Genomic DNA, 14,967 nt, shown 5'->3' on the forward strand with positions numbered 1-14,967 from the left:
GGCATACGGCGCTCAGCTGAGGATGTCCTTGCGCCGGAACCACCAGTAGGCCAGCGCGATCGTGACCACGCCGTAGATCAGCGACCACAATGCGCTGAGCTGGATGTCGGTCCAGCCGATGTCGGGGGACAGGGCGCGCACCCAGGCGCGGGAGTAGTGCATCGGCAGGGCGTGGCGCAGGTCGCCGAGCTGCTCGATGGTGTCGAGGATCGACGCGACGATCGTCACGAGCACCGCGCCGCCGACGGCGCCGAGCGGTGCGTCGTTGAGGGTGCCGATGAGCAGGGCGATGCCGATGACCTGGACCAGGTTGATCGCCACGACGGCGGCGGCCAGCGCGAGGCGGGGCAGGAACTCCGCCCACCCCAGGCTCGTGCCGACGGGGCTCGAGTAGGACGTCCACCCGTAGGCGACCCCGCCGACCAGCAACGCCCACGCGGGCAGCAGGAACGCCGCCAGGACGGTCGACCCCAGGGCGACGACGAGCTTGCTGGTCAGCAGCCGCGCCCGACTGACCGGCGCGACGAGCAGGTAGCGCAGGGAGGACCAGGACGCCTCGGACGGCACGGCGTCCCCGGCGAACAGCGCCGCGAGGATGACGAGCAGGAAGTCGCTGGACGCGAACAGGCAGAAGACCGCGAAGTTGGCGCCGCCCTCACGCGCCAGGTCGACGAATCGACCGCCGCCCGAGCCGTCGTCGCCGAGTGAGAAGGCGCCGACCAGGATGAGCGGGAGCGCCAGCAGCAGGCCGAACCCCCACGCCGTGCGGCGCCGCCCGATCTGCCGGCCCAGCTCGACGCGCCACCGCAGGGGCTTGGCACGACGGGCGCCGGCGGACCCCCGCTGCTCGCCCCCGCGCTGGGTGCGGTCGTTGCCGTCATTGCCGTCGTTGCCGTCGCTGCGATCGGGGCGCCGCGTGCGCGCGGTGCTGGGGGTCATCGGGCACGCACCTGGCGCAGGCTGTCCATCCGAGTCCTTCCGTCAGGATCATCGAGATCGTCGGTGCGGTCGTGACCGTGGTCGTCGTCGCCGCCGGTGGCAGGACCGTCGCCACCGATCACGCCGAGGAAGACCTCCTCGAGCCGACGCCGCGGCACGACGGAGTCGACGTCGCCACCCGCCTGGACGACGGCAGAGACGATGGCCCCACGGCTCGCGTCGCTGACGAGGGTGAGCGTGCGCGCATGGCGGTCGAGGCTCAGCTCGTGCAGCGACGGGCCGAGCGGCCCGGTGCGCAGGGCGTGCTCCACCGCGGCGGGGTCGCAGTCCGGGCCGAGGGTGACCACGGTCGTGCCGTCCCCGCTCGTCAGGTCGGCGACCGAGCCGGAGGTGACGACGCGGCCGCGGTTCATGACGACCACGTGCGTGCAGGTCTGCTCGACCTCCGAGAGCAGGTGGCTCGACACGACGACGGTGCGACCCGTGCTCGCGTAGTCCCGCAGGATCGGCCGCATCGCGGCGATCTGGGGCGGGTCCAGGCCGTTGGTCGGCTCGTCGAGGAGCAGCACCTCGGGGCGGCCGAGCATCGCCTGCGCGATGCCGAGCCGCTGGCGCATGCCCTGGCTGTAGGTGCGGACGGGTCGGTCCACCGCACCCCCGAGCGCGGCGACCTCCAGCGCCTCGTCGACGTGGGCGTCGGCGGGGTCACGGCCGGTCGCCCGCCAGTAGGCGTCGAGGTTCTGCCGACCCGTCAGGTGCGGCAGGAACCCGGGCCCCTCGATGAGCGACCCGACCCGGCCCAGCACGGGGGAGCCCGCGTGCACGGGCTGCCCGAGCACGTGCACCGCCCCCGAGTCGGCCCGGATGAGACCGACGAGCATGCGCATCGTGGTCGTCTTGCCTGCGCCGTTGGGCCCGAGCAGCCCGACGACCTGACCGGCCTCGGCCCGCCAGGACACGTCGTCGACGGCCCGGTGCCCGTCCTTGTAGGTCTTGACCAGGTGCTCCACGACCAGCGGCACCTCGGCGTCCTCGGCCCGCGTGTCCCGGCGGTCCCCGCGTCGGCGGCGCCAGGCGGCGAGGCCGGCCAGGACCGAGATGGCGAGCAGGAGGGCGGCGAGTCCGGCTGCGGCCCAGACGACCTCGCGGTCCACCGACCGTATGCCGTCCCCGCCGGCCTGCGGATCGGTGACGGCCTGGGCCGGGACCGAGGGCAGGACGAGGCTGCTGTCGGCGAGGCTCACGGCGTAGGCGCGGGCGTCCGTGGGCACCGCGAACCCGGCGTCGGTGGCGGACACGAGCACCCGCCACCGCGAGCCCTGGGCCATCGCATAGGTCCCCGCCGGCAGCGGGACGTCGACGTCGACGGGGGTGCCGGGCGTCGTGGTGATGCGGACGGGGACGACCTGGCTGCGGGGCGACACGGGACCGGACGGGGTGACGCGCCACAGCGAGACGAACAGCGTCGCGTCACGCGCGGTGGAGGTCACGCGCAGGCGGACGCGCGGCGCGCCGACGACATCGACCCGGTCCTCGAGCGGGACGGTGTCGAAGGCCGCGTGCTGTCCCGGCAGGGCGGCGATCGAATACCCCGCGGCCGCAGCGAGATCCAGCCCACCGTTCCCGCTCGAGCCGCCGGAACCCCCGGATCCACCGGACCCGTTCGAGCTGCCGGATCCACCGGACCCGTTCGAGCCGCCGCTGCCCGAGCCGCCGCTGCTGCCCGAACCGCCAGTCGTCCCACCGCTGCCCGAGCTCGCGTTGCTGTCCGAGCCCCCTGAGCCGCCATCGCTCTCGGCGCCCCCCGAGGCGCTGCCGCCGGACGTGCCGGCCCCGAGCGCCCCACCGAGAGCGCCGAGGTTGCTCATGGCGGCGGGGTCGCCTCCGGGTGGTGAGAGCAGGCGCATCGGGCGCGCGGGGGAGCTGTTCGACCCGTTCCCGTTGCCGGGGGCCTGTCCGGTGGCCGGCGCCAGCGTCACGCGGGTCGCGTCGGGCGGAGCCTGGTCGAGGCGCGGCGGCCTCGTGAGCGTGACCTCGCGCTCGCCGCCCTGGGCGGCCAGGGGAGCGCTGAAGGCGGGGAGCGGCATACCGGCCCGAGGGTCTGCTCCGGCCTGCTGGCGTCCCTGGTCGGTGAGGTAGCGCTGGAACCACGGCAGCAGGGTCGTGGCGTCGCTCGGCTCGGCGCCGCCGTCGTGGCCTCCGTCGAACCAGCGGACCGCGACGGGGGTGCCGTTCGCGGCGAGCTGCTGCGCGGTCTCGTCCGCCTCGCCGAGCCCCACGAACGAGTCGCGCATCCCCTGCACCAGCAGCGTCGGTGCGGTGACCTTGCCGGTCACGGCGACCGGGCCGTGGCGACGCAGGACCTGCTCGAGAGCGGGCGAGGGCCGGCCCGTCTTGGCTGCGTCCAGGAACAGGCGGCAGATGGTCGGGTCGAAGCGACCGCACAAGGCGGTGTCCGGTCCGAGCGGCGCGTTCGTGGCGCCCGTCGGCCGGGCCTGCCCGATCGCGGACGAGAAGAAGATCGAGGCCCAGCGACGCTTGAGCACGCCTGGCGCCGAGCCCACCCCGCCCGGGACGAAGGTCTCGGACAGGTCGTTCCAGGTGATGCCTGCGACGGCGGCGTCGACGCGCCGGTCGGTGCCGGCGAGCATGACGCCGAGCGCGCCGCCGTAGGATCCGCCGGCCACGCCCACGCGGGGGTCCTTGGCGACGTCGAGCTGCACGTCGGCCCGGCCCGCGAGGGTGTCGAGCAGCCGTGACGCGTCGGCGACCTCGTAGTCCGGGTCGTCCAGGTGGATGCGGCCGCCCGAGGCGCCGAACCCGCGTGCGGTGTAGGCGAGGGTGACATAGCCCTGGCCGGCCAGCTCGCGGGCGCGCTCCATGAGGTCGGCCTTGCTGCCACCGAAACCGTGCGCGAGCAGCACCGCCGGGTGTCGTCCGGTCGAGGTCGGCGCCACGACCGTGGCGTCGAGGGTCACCGTGGAACCGTCCGGCTCCGCCTTGACCGGGACGCGCAGCGCCTCCTCACGAACCTCGGCGGAGACGCGCTGCACCGGCGCCGACATCGACGCCGACGCCGAGGCCGGCACCGAGATCGCAGGGGTCATCGCCAGGGCAGTGGTGAGCACCGCCATCGCGGCCAGCCTGCGTCTCATCGTCACCTTTCGAGAGGCGGAGCAGGGTCGGTGGTGCAGGTCGTCGGGCTCGTCGCTCGGGACGTCCCGCGCGTCACGAGACACCCAGTGTCCTACGCGGCACGTCCACGAACCCGCCTTGTCAGCTCAGGCCACCGTCGACGCCAAGGCCTCGAGGTCTGCCCGTATCCGTGCGATCACGGCGATGGGGTCCGCGGACTCCGACCGCACCTCTTTCATGAGCAGATCGCGCGCGAGGGTCGAGGCGGGCACTCCACGTGCCGCGGCCATGGTGAGGAGGGCCTCCAGCTCGTCTGCGTTGAGGCGCACCTGCAGCGTCCTGGATCGACCGTGGCCGCGCCGCGTCGTGGTGCCAGGACGCAGCTCGGCATCTGGGTGCGCCTCCGACGCCTCGGCTTCGGCGGTGATGAGGTCGTCAATCTTCATCGACCTCCTCCTCTCGGTATCGACGCTGGTCCGTCCCGTTCGATGGCCACGCGTTCACGCCCCAGGTGACCTCACCGTCTGGCAGCAGGATGACGGTGATCAGAATCTCGCGGTTGGAAGACCATCCAACTATGCGGATCGTCCGGCCTGATTGGGACGAGGGGTCGGGGTCGAGGACAAGGCGGTTGGGGTCGTTGACCGCCTCGTTGGCGAGCGCGGGCGTCAAGCCGTGCTTGGCGATGTAGCTGCCGCGATGGCGCCAGTCAGGCGGGCCGTCCGTAGCCCCATTGTAGTGCACGCGCATTACACTCGGCCACCCCTGTCAGACGATGCCGGACGCATCACGATCAGGCGGTCTCGTCGCGGCGGGGGAGCGTCGCGCGGCGGGGTGGTGCCAGGTCGAGCTCGGGCCGGTGGACGTCCTCGTCGAGCGCGTCGAGCAGCTCGGCCGACGTCAGAGGCCGGGCCGCCGTCTCGACGACGTCGACGGTGGGTGGGGCCGCCGACACCAGCTCCAGCTCGTGCATGCGCCGTGCCGTCACGAGGACGCGTGACTCGAGCGTGCCCACCATCGCGTTGTAGGCCTCGACCGAGCGCGACAGCTGGGCCCCGAGCCGGGTGGTGTGGCCGGCCAGAGTGCCGATGCGGGAGTAGAGCTCCTTGCCGAGCGCGAGCAGCTGAGCGGCGTTGGTCGCGAGGGCGTCCTGCTGCCAGGTGAACGCGACCGTGCGGAGCAGCGCGAGCAGGGTCGCCGGCGAGGCGAGCACGACGTGCCGGGCGAGGGCGTCGTCATACAGCGTCGGGTCGTGCGCGAGACCGGCCGCCAGCACGGCGTCGGACGGCACGAAGCACACGACCATCTCGGGTGTGGTGGGGAAGGCGGTCCAGTAGGCCTTGGCGGCGAGCGTGTCGACGTGCCCCCGCAGGGCCCCGGCGTGGGCCCGCAGGTGGGCGGCGCGCTGGGTCTCGTCGAGCCCCTCGGCCTGCGCGGCGAGGAACCGCGTCAGGGGCGCCTTGGCGTCGATGACCAGCACCTTGCCGCCGGGGAGCCGGACGACCGCGTCGGGGCGCACCGCGGCGTCGTGCTCGCTCACCGCGCTCACCTGCTCGTCGAAGTCGCAGCGCGCCAGCAGGCCGGCGTGCTCGAGCAGGCGGCGCAGCTGCGCCTCGCCCCATGCTCCGCGCACGCTGCTGGACTGCAGCGAACCCGCGAGGGATGCCGTCTGTTCGCGCAGGGCCGCGGTCGTCGCGGACACCTCCTCGAGACGGCTGCCGAGGGCGCCATACTGCTGCTGCCTGTCGCGCTCGAGGGTCCCGACCGTCCGCTCCATGCGGGAGAGGGCCTCGCGCATCGGCCCCAGCGTCGCCGAGGTCTGCGAGTCCTCCGCGACCGTCGTCTCCAGGTCGAGGCAGCGCTCGCGCAGCAGGTCGCGCTCCGCCGTCACGCCGGCGAGCGCGGTGCGATCAGCCACGCCGGACCCCCGCAGCGCCAGCCAGGTGACCAGCGTGCCGAGGGCGATCCCGACGAGGAGCCCGATGACCAGGTTCACGTCCATGGCTGCAGCCAAGCACCCACCACCGACATACCCCTGCCGCCCCGCCGCCGCCACTGCCCGAAGCCGCGGCGACCAGGAGTGACGGCGCGAGCCACTAGACTCGCCTCCCGTGGCTCTTACTATCGGGATCGTCGGTCTGCCCAACGTCGGCAAGTCGACCATGTTCAACGCCCTGACCAAGAACAACGTGCTCGCCGCGAACTACCCCTTCGCGACCATCGAGCCCAACGTGGGCGTGGTCCCGCTGCCGGACCCCCGGCTCAAGGTGCTCGCGGGGGTGTTCGGCTCGGAGCGGATCCTGCCGGCCACCGTGTCCTTCGTCGACATCGCCGGCATCGTGCGCGGCGCGTCCGAGGGTGAGGGTCTGGGCAACAAGTTCCTCGCCAACATCCGCGAGTCCGACGCGATCTGCCAGGTCATCCGCGCGTTCAACGACGACGACGTCGTGCACGTCGACGGCAAGGTCTCGCCCGCCAGCGACATCGAGACCATCAACACCGAGCTGATCCTGGCCGACCTGCAGACTCTGGAGCGGGCGATCCCGCGCCTGGAGAAGGAAGTCAAGGGCAAGAAAACGGACAAGGCGATCCTCGACAACGCCCTGGCCGCGCAGAAGGTCCTCGAGGCAGGCGACACCCTCTTCGCCCGCGGCGAGGCCGCCGGCGTCGACTTGGCCGCGATCAAGGAGCTGTTCCTGCTCACGACCAAGCCCTTCCTCTACGTCTTCAACGTCGACGAGGACCAGCTGACCGACACCGAGCTGCAGTCGTCGCTGCAGGAGCTCGTGGCCCCCGCCGACGCGATCTTCCTCAACGCCAAGCTCGAGATGGATCTCGCCGAGCTCGACGAGGAGGAGGCGGCCGAGCTGCTGGAGTCCGTCGGTGTCACGGAGGCGGGCCTGGAGCAGCTGGCGCACAAGGGATTTCACACGCTCGGGCTGCAGACCTACCTCACGGCCGGGCCCAAGGAGTCGCGGGCCTGGACGATCCGCACGGGCTGGACCGCCCCGCAGGCCGCCGGCGTCATCCATACGGACTTCGAGCGCGGCTTCATCAAGGCCGAGGTCGTGTCGTATGACGACCTGGTCGCCACGGGGTCGATGCAGAAGGCCAAGGAGGCCGGCAAGGTGCGCATCGAGGGCAAGGACTACGTCATGAACGACGGCGACGTCGTCGAGTTCAGGTTTAACGTCTAGCGTTATTGACGCTACGCGTTATATATTCGCGTGGTGATCAGGTCGTTCGGGAGCAAGGACACCGAACGCATCTGGCACGAGCAGTACGTCAAGCGCGTCGACCGGACGGTGCAGCGTGCGACCCTGCGGAAGCTCGAGCTGATCCATGCGGCGAAGGATGTCGAGGACCTCCGGGTCCCGCCGGGGAACCGCTTGGAGCTTCTGGTCGGCGATCGTCGCGGACAGCACAGCATCCGCGTGAACGCGCAATGGCGACTCTGCTTCGTCTGGAGAGATGGAGGTGCAGAAGATGTCGAACTCGTCGACTACCACTGAGGCGGACTTGATTCAGCCGATCCACCCGGGAGAGATCCTGATGGAGGACTTCATCGAGGGCTTCGGGATCACGCAGAACAAGCTGGCCGTGTCCATCGGTGTGCCGCCGCGACGGATCAACGAGATCGTGCACGGCAAGCGAGGGATCACGGCTGACACGGCCATTCGTCTGGCGCGGTACTTCGGGACGTCAGAGGAGCTCTGGATGAACCTGCAGTCGAACTACGAGCTGCGGCTCGAGCGGCGGGCGCTGCGCGACAAGGTCGCTGCGATCACGCCGTTGCATGTCGCATGACCGGGCATCTCGTCGTGATCTCCGGTCTTCCCGGCGTCGGAAAGACAAGGGCTGCCGAGATCGCCGCCGCGAGCACAGGCTCGATGCATCTGTCCATCGACGCCACGGCAACGCGGACTGCGGATGAAGTCGCAGACGCACTCACCGCGCGCCTCGGCGCAAGACGAGGCCCGTCTCGCTGATGGTTCTTTGTACCGAAACGCGGTGGAATTCCGGTTCGACGTGAAGTTCAGATGGAGACCGTCATGCTCCCGAATCCCCATGTGGTGCGCCGAGGCGCCGGAACGCCGGTGCTGTTCATCCACGGCAACGGAGTCGATCATCGGCTGCTGAGCGATCTCGACGACGTCTTCGCCAGTGATGACGGGGATGGGTGGGAGCGCATCTATGTCGACCTTCCTGGGTTCGGGCAGACCCCGCCGCTGATCGGGCGGGGCGGCCTGCCTGACGTTGCGGATTGGCTTGACGAGCTGACCTCCGAGCTGATCGGTTCCTCGTCGTTCGCCGTCGTCGCGAACTCGCTGGGGGGTCTGCTCGCGAGGGACCTGGTGGCGCGCCGACCGGCGCAATGCCTCGGGATGGCCCTCCTGGCACCGGTCGTCGATCCCGCGCACGAGCGCCGGACGGTGCCCGAGCGGTGCGTGCTCGTCGAGGACCACGATCTCCTGGCCTCGATCGCACCTGCGGACGCCGTGACGTACGCAGAAATGGCCGTCCTGCAGAGTCGCGAGAACTGGCTCCGGTTCCAGCGAGCCGCACTCCCTGGAATCACTGCGGCCGACGACGACGCGATGCGTCGCATCGGCGATCTCTACGAGCTCCCGCATTCGAACGAGGACAGGCTTGTGCTGGACCGCCCCGTGCTTGTCGTCGCGGGCAAGCGGGACCACATCGTCGGCTACGAGGATCAAGACGCGCTGTCGAGGCGGTTCCCTCGATCGACGTATGCGGCGCTCGACGGTGCCGGGCATAACGTCCATCTCGATCAACCGGAACTGGTCCGTGCTCTCCTGCGTGAGTGGAGGAGCGCGGTGACCACGGAAGCAGAGATCGCGTAGCGCAAGCTCGGCCCGTTGAGGATCGGCAGCCACGAGGGGTAGTTGAACACGTCATGTTCCGGAGCGACGCGACGTCGTCGAGTTCCGTTTCAACGTGTAGGCCAAAGGGCCAGCCTGGAAGCCTGGCTCCGCCCCCAGCCCGCCGGCTCACTCGTTCTCTTCCTCGGCCCTCAGGCCGCCCCCGCCACTCCCGGCCTGCCCGTAGCACGTGCGCTACGCTCGGTGGTATGAGCGCGATCGAGCCTCCTGCGGAGAGCCTGTCGCAGCGTGAGCTGCGCAACGAGTCCGGGCGTGTGCTGCGGGCGGTGAGCGAGGGCCACTCCTTCGTCCTGACCAACAGCGGGGTTCCCGTGGGCCGGATCGTCCCGCTCGACAGGCCTCTTCCAGCGCTGCCGATCGCGCGCCCGGCGCGTCGCACCGGAGGGTGGACGGCGTTGGCGATCGAGCGCAGGAGTGGCGCCCGGAGCCTCGCCGAGACCCTCGACGACCTTCGCGAGGATCGGTTGTGACCTCGAGCGGGGTCGTATACGTCGACACGTCCGCTCTCGCGGCACTGCTCATCGACCAGCCAGAGAGTGCTGCGCTCCTGGACTGGCTCGACTCGACGGCAGCCGAGCTCGTCTCGAGCGACCTGCTGGAGACGGAGCTGCGCCGGGTCGCGGTCCGCGAGGGGCTCGACCAGTCAGACGTGACGCGACTCCTCGACGGCGTCGCCCTCGCAGCCCTCGATCGAGCCGTCTATCGAGGTGCCGGCTACCTGCCCATGCCCTACCTGCGGACCCTGGATGCCTTGCACCTCGAGGCGGCCATCCGGCTCGATGCCTCGGCGGTCCTCACCTACGACCGCAGGCTCGGCGAGGCGGCCAGGGCTGCCGGCCTGGACGTGATCGCCCCGGCTGGCCCCCCCGGCGCGCCGCCCCGCCCAGCCTGAGGGTCAGAGAGTCCGCTCGGGAGGAGGGCCGGCCGTCACATGTAGATCATGCGGCTGAGCCGGACGGCGTAGTCGGAGTCGAGTCCTGCAGCCGGGTCCTCCATGCGCTCGTTCAGGATCGCCGCCGCGAAGTCCCGGCGCTTCGGCAGGCGCTCGCGCTGCGCGGACTCCAGCGCCGCAGGGAGCTCGGCCGCGGTCAGCTCGGTGCAGTACGCGGGTGAGCCCGGCTGCTGGCGCCACGAGTCGGCGATCGAACCCGCGTCCACGGCGTCGAAGCCCGAGTCGTCCATCAGGGTGGCGGCGACCTCCTTGGCGCGCGGGTCGTCGCCTGCGATGGGGATGGCGAGGCGGTCGGGGTGCCCGGCGGGCAGGGCGCGGTCGGCAAAGGTGCCGGAGCCCACGGCGTTCCAAGCCTTCACGATGGGGCGACCCAGCTGCTGGGATGCCCACTCGCTCTCCCAGAGCCTGGGGGAGACATGGATGATCGTGATGTGTCGACGATGCCCGTCGACGGCGTGCTCGGCCTGGCCGCCGTCGGTCCGACCGTCCTGTCTCGTGCCGGGCTGGAGCGCATCGGCTACGCCGACGTGTTCACCATGAGGGTGCCGGGCGCAGCGGCGACGCCGGAGCAGTGGGCTCGAGCGATGTTCGGCGACGTGCCGACCGTGGGGGAGCAGTTCATCTGGCAGGGACTGCTGCAGCTGCGACTGGTCCCCGGGCGATCGGGCTCGGCGGTCGCGGGGTGGCAGATCGCGGCGCGCGGCGAGGACTGGATTCGGCTCGAGGCCCGGTCCTGGGACATGGCTGTCAACCTGATCGTGCGCGCGACGCCGTCGGAGGTCTCGCTGGCCACGCTGATCCGCTACGACCGGTTGCCTGCCTCCCAGGTCTGGACGGTGCTCTCGGCGGTCCATCGCCGGCTGGCGCCGGGCCTGCTCCGGGCTGCTGCCACCGCCGTGGTGAGGGTTGATCGAGGGTCAGGTCAGGTCGGGTCATGAGGTCGCGGCGTGCCGTCCTGGGCGTCGAGCAGGCGCTCGATGGTCGCCCGCAGCTCGCGCGCATGACGTGAGATCACCAGCCACACAATGTCGTCGTCGACCGCGTCGTGCTCGTGCGCGATGCGGTGACGCATCCCGATCGCACGACGCGGTCGGGTCGCCCTGACGCTCGTCCAGGAAGCCCTCGGGCAGTCGGCGCACCGCCTCGCCCAGCTTGAGGACCACGGAGTCCGCGGCGAGCTTCGGCACCTCGAGGTCGGGGTCGCTGTCATACCACTCTCGGCCCCGGGCAGCGATCGCCTCCGCTCGGTGGCACAGGCGGACGATGTCGGTGAGGCGGGCGATGGTGGGTGCGGACAAGGCAGGTTCCCGCGTCATACGGGCACCGCCGAGGTCGCGATCTCATGACCGGTCCGCAGCGACCGAGACGTCACGATGTCGACCGGCACCTCCAGCAGGTCCTCGAGCTCCGCGGCGGCGTCGATGATGTCGAGCAGATCCAGGTCGTCGGCAGCGTCGACGAGCAGATCGAGATCGCTCCGGGTGGCATCGGAGGCGGTCGCGGCCGAGCCGAAGACCCGGGGGTTCGTCATTCGATGCTGCTCCAGCACCCGCACGACCGCGTCTCGATGTCTGGCCAGCGCCTCTCGGGGCAACGGGCGCAGCGCCGCCACGAGTCGCTCCTGCGACGCTGCCGACGGGCGCCGTCGTCCTGACTCGTAGGCCGCGATGTTGGGCTGCGCCACACCGCTGCGGGCAGCCAGGGCCGTCTGGGTGAGCCCAGCGCGCAGTCGCCGCTCCCGGAGATCGTCCACGCTGAGATTACATCGCTCGATATCAAGCCCCTCGCCTCCCGCAGGACTAATGCGCGCGTCAACGACGTTGAGGGGCCCATGAAGGCCTTCGGTTTCCTCAGCTTCGGGCACTACGGGTCCGGACGTGGCCCGGGCGACCCCAGCGCTGGCCAGTCGCTCAAGGACGCGATCGAGATCGCCCGGGGCGCGGACGAGCTGGGCGTCAACGGGGCCTACTTCCGCGTGCACCACTTCGCGCGCCAGTCAGCCAGCCCCATGCCGCTGCTCGCCGCCATCGCCGCGACCACCGAGCGGATCGAGGTCGGCACCGGCGTCATCGACATGCGCTACGAGAACCCCCTCTACCTCGCCGAGGAGGCCGCCCAGCTCGACCTCATCGCCGACAACCGGATCGCCCTCGGCATCAGCCGCGGGTCGCCCGAGCCGGCGCTGCGCGGGTGGGAGGCCTTCGGCTACACCGGGTCCCGGGACCCGCGCGGTGCCGACCTGGCGCGCGACAAGTTCGCGACGTTCATGCGGGCCGTCCGCGGGGACCGGCTGGTCGACGCCGATCCCGCCCAGCACGGCCCCGGCCAGCGGCTGCGGGTCGAGCCGCACTCGCCGGGTCTCGCCGACCGCGTCTGGTGGGGCGCCGGCACCCGCGAGACCGCCTCGTGGGCAGGAGAGCTCGGCGTCAACCTGATGAGCTCCACGCTGCTGACCGAGGCGACGGGGGAGTCCTTCGGCGACCTGCAGCGCGAGCAGATCGAGCGCTACCGCGCCGCCTTCGCGGCTGCGGGGCACGGCCGCGTGCCGCGAGTCTCGGTGAGCCGCAGCGTCTTTCCGATCGTCGACAGCCGCGACCTCGTCTGGGGTCAGCTGCGCGGAGGGTCCGGCGACCAGGTCGGCGTCATCGACGGATTCACCTCGACCTTCGGCAAGTCGTATGTCGGAGAACCGGATCGGCTCGTCGCGGAGCTCCAGGCGGACGCCGCCGTGAGGGCCGCGGACACCCTGATGCTGACCATCCCGTCGCAGCTCGGGCCCGAGGCCAACCTGCGCATCCTGCAGACCTTCGCCGAGCACGTGGCGCCGGCCCTCGGGTGGGAGCCCAACCAGGACGGCCCGGTCAGCGGCTACGCCGAGCTGCCGCGCTGAGCCGCCGAGCCATCGCACCCGCACTCGCCGTCCCGTCACCGCGCGACGCACAGAGACGAGCGCGTGGTCATCCGTCGCGGGGTGACAGCCAGCCCGCGAGGCGACGGGCGCTGACGGCATACGGCATCGACCCGGTCGCCACGTGCACGACCAGGTCGTAGACCTCGTCGTCCGGTCCGTCGACCACCCATCCGTTGATCCAGCAGAAGGTCACGGTCGCCAGCCAACCGAGGCGCTTGTTGCCGTCGACCAGCGGGTGGCTGCGGGTGATCGACTCCAGAAGGACGGCGGCCTTCTCCTCGACGGCGGGGTAGGCGTCCCGGCCGTCGACCCAGGTGCGGGGCCGGTGGGCGGCGGCATCGAGCAGGCCGACGTCCACGACCGGGCCGACGTCCAGCTGGTCGGCCAGCCCGAGCAGGTCGTCCAGCTCGAGGTAGCGGGTCGTCATTCGCCGAGGCGCCGCAGCACGTCGGCGTAGCGCTCCCGACCCCAGGCTGATCCGGCAGCGACGTCGGCACGGTGCATCCGCCGCGAGGCGGCCTCGTGGATGGCGCGCACGACGGCCTCCTGCTTGGAGACGCCCTCCGCGCGCGCGAGCTCGGTCAGGGTGGCGTCCTGCTCCGGGGTGAGTCGTAGGTTCATGGCCATGCTCCATGGTACCTCCGTGGTACCACGCGTCGGGTCAGGTGTTGCGCCGAGCGGCTCGGCGAGGGCCTGCGCTGAGCCGGTGCGCCAGGACCAGCACCACGAGCGTCACGAGGCCGGTCCACAGGGCGGGGCGTGAGGCCGAGCCGACCCCGAGGAGCACCAGCACGCCGACCATGAACGCGACGGCGGCCCAGCTGGCGACCGGCCACCCGGGCACGGGGAAGCCGCCGGGGGAGAGCTCGCTACGGGCGATCTGCCGCTTCATGGCGACGTGCGAGAGCAGGATCATCAGCCAGACGAAGACCGTCGCGAAGCTCGCCACCGACGCCACGAGCATGAACACGCCCTCAGGCACCAGGACGTTGAGCACGAGCCCCACCGTCAGCGCCGCCGCCACGAAGCCCACGGCCGCCACCGGCACCCCGCGACCGTTGGTGCGCGCCAGCGCTCGCGGCGCGTCGCCCTGCTCCGCGAGGCCGTGCAGCATGCGGCCGATCGAGAAGGTGATGGCGTTGAGCGCCGAGAAGGCCGCGGTGATGACGACGGCGTTGAGCACGTTCGCGGCGGCGGGCAGCCCCACGGCGTCAAAGATCTGCACGAACGCGCTCGACCGCCCGTCCACCGTGGTCCACGGCGCGAGGCAGAGGATGACGCCGATGGCGCCGACGTAGAAGAGCAGGACGCGCCAGGGGATGGTGTTGATGGCGCGCGGGATGGCGTGCCCGGGGTCCTCGGCCTCCGCGGCGGACAGCCCCAGCGTCTCGATCCCGCCGAACGCGAACACCACGACGGTGAGCGAGACCAGCGCGCCCCACAGCCCGTATGGCGCGAAACCGCCATGCGCCCAGAGGTTCTCGACCGTCGGGTGGCTGCCGCCGGGGACCTGCAGGCCGAGCGCGAGGATCGTGAGACCGGCGGCGATCATCGCGATGATCGCGGTGACCTTGATCAGCGAGAGCCAGAACTCCGTCTCGCCGAAGACCTTCACGTGGATGAGGTTGAGGCCGGTGACCAGGGCGATCGCGCCGACCACCCACACCCAGCCCGGCACCTCCGGCCACCAGTGGCCGAGATAGATCGTGAGGGCGGTGACGTCGGCGACGGCCACGACCAGCATCTCGATGACGAACATCCAGCCGGTCACGAAGCCGCCGAGCGGCCCGAGGTAGGTACGCGCGTAGCGCCCGAAGGACCCGGCGCCGGGGTCACGGACGGCCATCTCGCCGAGCGCCCGCATCACGAGGAACACCGCGAGTCCCGCTGCGACATAACCCAGGAGGACCGCCGGCCCCGCCATCCGGATGGCGTCGGCGGAGCCGTAGAACAGGCCCGTCCCGATCGCCGAGCCCAGCGCGATGAACTGCACGTGCCGCGTCGTCAGCCCGCGCGCGAGGGTGTGGTGGGGCACGGGCGCCGGGCCCTGCGGGGGCTCGCTCTGCCGGGTGGACGAGCGGCGGCTCGGTGACGACACGGTGGTCCTTCCTCGTGGGCAACCCTCC

General features: G+C 71.3%; 19 protein-coding genes. 8 read left to right on the forward strand and 11 right to left on the reverse strand.

What is annotated here, in order from left to right; genetic code table 11:
- Window positions 1–12: 12 nt before the first annotated feature.
- The 5 genes from K313_RS0102585 to K313_RS0102605 all read right to left on the reverse strand — a co-directional run bounded on the left by K313_RS0102585 (window position 13) and on the right by K313_RS0102605 (window position 6,076).
- Window positions 13–939, reverse strand: coding sequence for an ABC transporter permease (locus tag K313_RS0102585; protein ID WP_029210306.1), 927 nt, complete (start codon window positions 937–939; stop codon window positions 13–15).
- Complete coding sequence (locus K313_RS21985; protein WP_169516808.1) at window positions 936–4,073, reverse strand: alpha/beta fold hydrolase; 3,138 nt, start codon at window positions 4,071–4,073, stop codon at window positions 936–938. The genes K313_RS0102585 and K313_RS21985 overlap by 4 nt, the downstream gene beginning before the upstream one ends.
- A 147-nt stretch (window positions 4,074–4,220) precedes the next feature.
- A complete protein-coding gene (locus K313_RS0102595; RefSeq protein ID WP_019286234.1) occupies window positions 4,221–4,520 on the reverse strand; it encodes a hypothetical protein in 300 nt (99 codons plus the stop codon).
- The gene (locus K313_RS22840) at window positions 4,510–4,824 is read right to left on the reverse strand and encodes a BrnT family toxin (RefSeq protein WP_084412389.1); all 315 of its coding nucleotides are present in this window, start codon (window positions 4,822–4,824) and stop codon (window positions 4,510–4,512) included. The genes K313_RS0102595 and K313_RS22840 overlap by 11 nt, the downstream gene beginning before the upstream one ends.
- A 43-nt stretch (window positions 4,825–4,867) precedes the next feature.
- Window positions 4,868–6,076, reverse strand: coding sequence for a DNA recombination protein RmuC (locus K313_RS0102605; protein ID WP_029210308.1), 1,209 nt, complete (start codon window positions 6,074–6,076; stop codon window positions 4,868–4,870).
- Between the two features lie 109 nt (window positions 6,077–6,185).
- Here K313_RS0102605 and ychF point away from each other — a divergent pair, with 109 nt between their 5' ends.
- The 6 genes from ychF (at window position 6,186) to K313_RS0102635 (ending at window position 9,870) form a co-directional block, all read left to right on the forward strand.
- Window positions 6,186–7,271: a redox-regulated ATPase YchF gene (gene ychF / locus K313_RS0102610; protein WP_019286231.1), complete on the forward strand. Its 1,086-nt coding sequence runs from the start codon at window positions 6,186–6,188 to the stop codon at window positions 7,269–7,271.
- A gap of 33 nt (window positions 7,272–7,304) precedes the next feature.
- Window positions 7,305–7,586: a type II toxin-antitoxin system RelE/ParE family toxin gene (locus K313_RS0102615; RefSeq protein WP_034251378.1), complete on the forward strand. Its 282-nt coding sequence runs from the start codon at window positions 7,305–7,307 to the stop codon at window positions 7,584–7,586.
- Complete coding sequence (locus tag K313_RS0102620; RefSeq protein WP_029210309.1) at window positions 7,561–7,881, forward strand: HigA family addiction module antitoxin; 321 nt, start codon at window positions 7,561–7,563, stop codon at window positions 7,879–7,881. The genes K313_RS0102615 and K313_RS0102620 overlap by 26 nt, the downstream gene beginning before the upstream one ends.
- A 233-nt stretch (window positions 7,882–8,114) precedes the next feature.
- Complete coding sequence (locus K313_RS0102625; protein WP_205621792.1) at window positions 8,115–8,939, forward strand: alpha/beta fold hydrolase; 825 nt, start codon at window positions 8,115–8,117, stop codon at window positions 8,937–8,939.
- A 227-nt stretch (window positions 8,940–9,166) separates the two neighbouring features.
- Window positions 9,167–9,448 carry a type II toxin-antitoxin system Phd/YefM family antitoxin gene (locus K313_RS0102630; protein ID WP_019286227.1) on the forward strand — a complete coding sequence of 94 codons (282 nt, stop codon included), beginning with the start codon at window positions 9,167–9,169 and terminating at the stop codon, window positions 9,446–9,448.
- Entirely contained in the window at window positions 9,445–9,870 is a 426-nt protein-coding gene (locus tag K313_RS0102635) for a type II toxin-antitoxin system VapC family toxin (protein WP_029210311.1), read from the forward strand. Before K313_RS0102630 ends, K313_RS0102635 begins: the two co-directional genes overlap by 4 nt.
- A 35-nt stretch (window positions 9,871–9,905) precedes the next feature.
- Here K313_RS0102635 and K313_RS19795 read toward each other — a convergent pair whose 3' ends face one another.
- On the reverse strand, window positions 9,906–10,289 hold the full coding sequence (locus tag K313_RS19795; protein ID WP_156911108.1) for an NADPH-dependent F420 reductase: 384 nt from the start codon (window positions 10,287–10,289) through the stop codon (window positions 9,906–9,908).
- A 72-nt stretch (window positions 10,290–10,361) separates the two neighbouring features.
- Here K313_RS19795 and K313_RS0102645 point away from each other — a divergent pair, with 72 nt between their 5' ends.
- Window positions 10,362–10,868 carry a hypothetical protein gene (locus K313_RS0102645; protein WP_019286224.1) on the forward strand — a complete coding sequence of 169 codons (507 nt, stop codon included), beginning with the start codon at window positions 10,362–10,364 and terminating at the stop codon, window positions 10,866–10,868.
- Here the strand turns inward: K313_RS0102645 and K313_RS24675 are convergent.
- Window positions 10,853–11,140 (reverse strand): HepT-like ribonuclease domain-containing protein, encoded by a 288-nt coding sequence (locus tag K313_RS24675; protein WP_084412391.1) that lies wholly within the window; start codon window positions 11,138–11,140, stop codon window positions 10,853–10,855. The genes K313_RS0102645 and K313_RS24675 overlap by 16 nt on opposite strands.
- Before the next feature lie 102 nt (window positions 11,141–11,242).
- Window positions 11,243–11,794: a helix-turn-helix domain-containing protein gene (locus tag K313_RS22850; RefSeq protein ID WP_338021321.1), complete on the reverse strand. Its 552-nt coding sequence runs from the start codon at window positions 11,792–11,794 to the stop codon at window positions 11,243–11,245.
- On the opposite strand from K313_RS22850, the gene K313_RS0102660 reads away from it, so the two are divergent.
- Window positions 11,762–12,820, forward strand: coding sequence for an LLM class flavin-dependent oxidoreductase (locus K313_RS0102660; RefSeq protein ID WP_019286221.1), 1,059 nt, complete (start codon window positions 11,762–11,764; stop codon window positions 12,818–12,820). The two genes, K313_RS22850 and K313_RS0102660, sit on opposite strands and share 33 nt — an antisense overlap.
- A 67-nt stretch (window positions 12,821–12,887) precedes the next feature.
- Here K313_RS0102660 and K313_RS0102665 read toward each other — a convergent pair whose 3' ends face one another.
- The 3 genes from K313_RS0102665 to K313_RS0102675 are packed head-to-tail and all read right to left on the reverse strand — an operon-like array spanning window position 12,888 to window position 14,939.
- Window positions 12,888–13,268, reverse strand: coding sequence for a type II toxin-antitoxin system death-on-curing family toxin (locus tag K313_RS0102665; RefSeq protein ID WP_029210314.1), 381 nt, complete (start codon window positions 13,266–13,268; stop codon window positions 12,888–12,890).
- A complete protein-coding gene (locus K313_RS0102670) occupies window positions 13,265–13,462 on the reverse strand; it encodes a ribbon-helix-helix protein, CopG family (protein ID WP_019286219.1) in 198 nt (65 codons plus the stop codon). The genes K313_RS0102665 and K313_RS0102670 overlap by 4 nt, the downstream gene beginning before the upstream one ends.
- A 40-nt stretch (window positions 13,463–13,502) precedes the next feature.
- A complete protein-coding gene (locus K313_RS0102675; RefSeq protein ID WP_084412393.1) occupies window positions 13,503–14,939 on the reverse strand; it encodes an amino acid permease in 1,437 nt (478 codons plus the stop codon).
- Window positions 14,940–14,967 lie beyond the last annotated feature (28 nt).

The organism is Arsenicicoccus bolidensis DSM 15745 (genome assembly GCF_000426385.1).
GTDB lineage: Bacteria > Actinomycetota > Actinomycetes > Actinomycetales > Dermatophilaceae > Arsenicicoccus > Arsenicicoccus bolidensis.

Excerpts from the sequence above, each read along its gene's own strand:
- K313_RS22840 (WP_084412389.1), bottom strand. The coding sequence starts at position 4,824 with ATGCGCGTGCACTACAATGGGGCTACGGACGGCCCGCCTGACTGGCGC.
- K313_RS0102605 (WP_029210308.1), bottom strand. The coding sequence starts at position 6,076 with ATGGACGTGAACCTGGTCATCGGGCTCCTCGTCGGGATCGCCCTCGGC.
- K313_RS21985 (WP_169516808.1), bottom strand. The coding sequence starts at position 4,073 with ATGGCGGTGCTCACCACTGCCCTGGCGATGACCCCTGCGATCTCGGTG.
- K313_RS0102595 (WP_019286234.1), bottom strand. The coding sequence starts at position 4,520 with ATGAAGATTGACGACCTCATCACCGCCGAAGCCGAGGCGTCGGAGGCG.
- K313_RS24675 (WP_084412391.1), bottom strand. The coding sequence starts at position 11,140 with ATGACAGCGACCCCGACCTCGAGGTGCCGAAGCTCGCCGCGGACTCCG.
- K313_RS0102620 (WP_029210309.1), top strand. The coding sequence starts at position 7,561 with ATGTCGAACTCGTCGACTACCACTGAGGCGGACTTGATTCAGCCGATC.
- K313_RS0102670 (WP_019286219.1), bottom strand. The coding sequence starts at position 13,462 with ATGAACCTACGACTCACCCCGGAGCAGGACGCCACCCTGACCGAGCTC.
- K313_RS0102665 (WP_029210314.1), bottom strand. The coding sequence starts at position 13,268 with ATGACGACCCGCTACCTCGAGCTGGACGACCTGCTCGGGCTGGCCGAC.
- K313_RS0102585 (WP_029210306.1), bottom strand. The coding sequence starts at position 939 with ATGACCCCCAGCACCGCGCGCACGCGGCGCCCCGATCGCAGCGACGGC.
- K313_RS0102660 (WP_019286221.1), top strand. The coding sequence starts at position 11,762 with ATGAAGGCCTTCGGTTTCCTCAGCTTCGGGCACTACGGGTCCGGACGT.
- K313_RS0102630 (WP_019286227.1), top strand. The coding sequence starts at position 9,167 with ATGAGCGCGATCGAGCCTCCTGCGGAGAGCCTGTCGCAGCGTGAGCTG.
- K313_RS0102625 (WP_205621792.1), top strand. The coding sequence starts at position 8,115 with ATGGAGACCGTCATGCTCCCGAATCCCCATGTGGTGCGCCGAGGCGCC.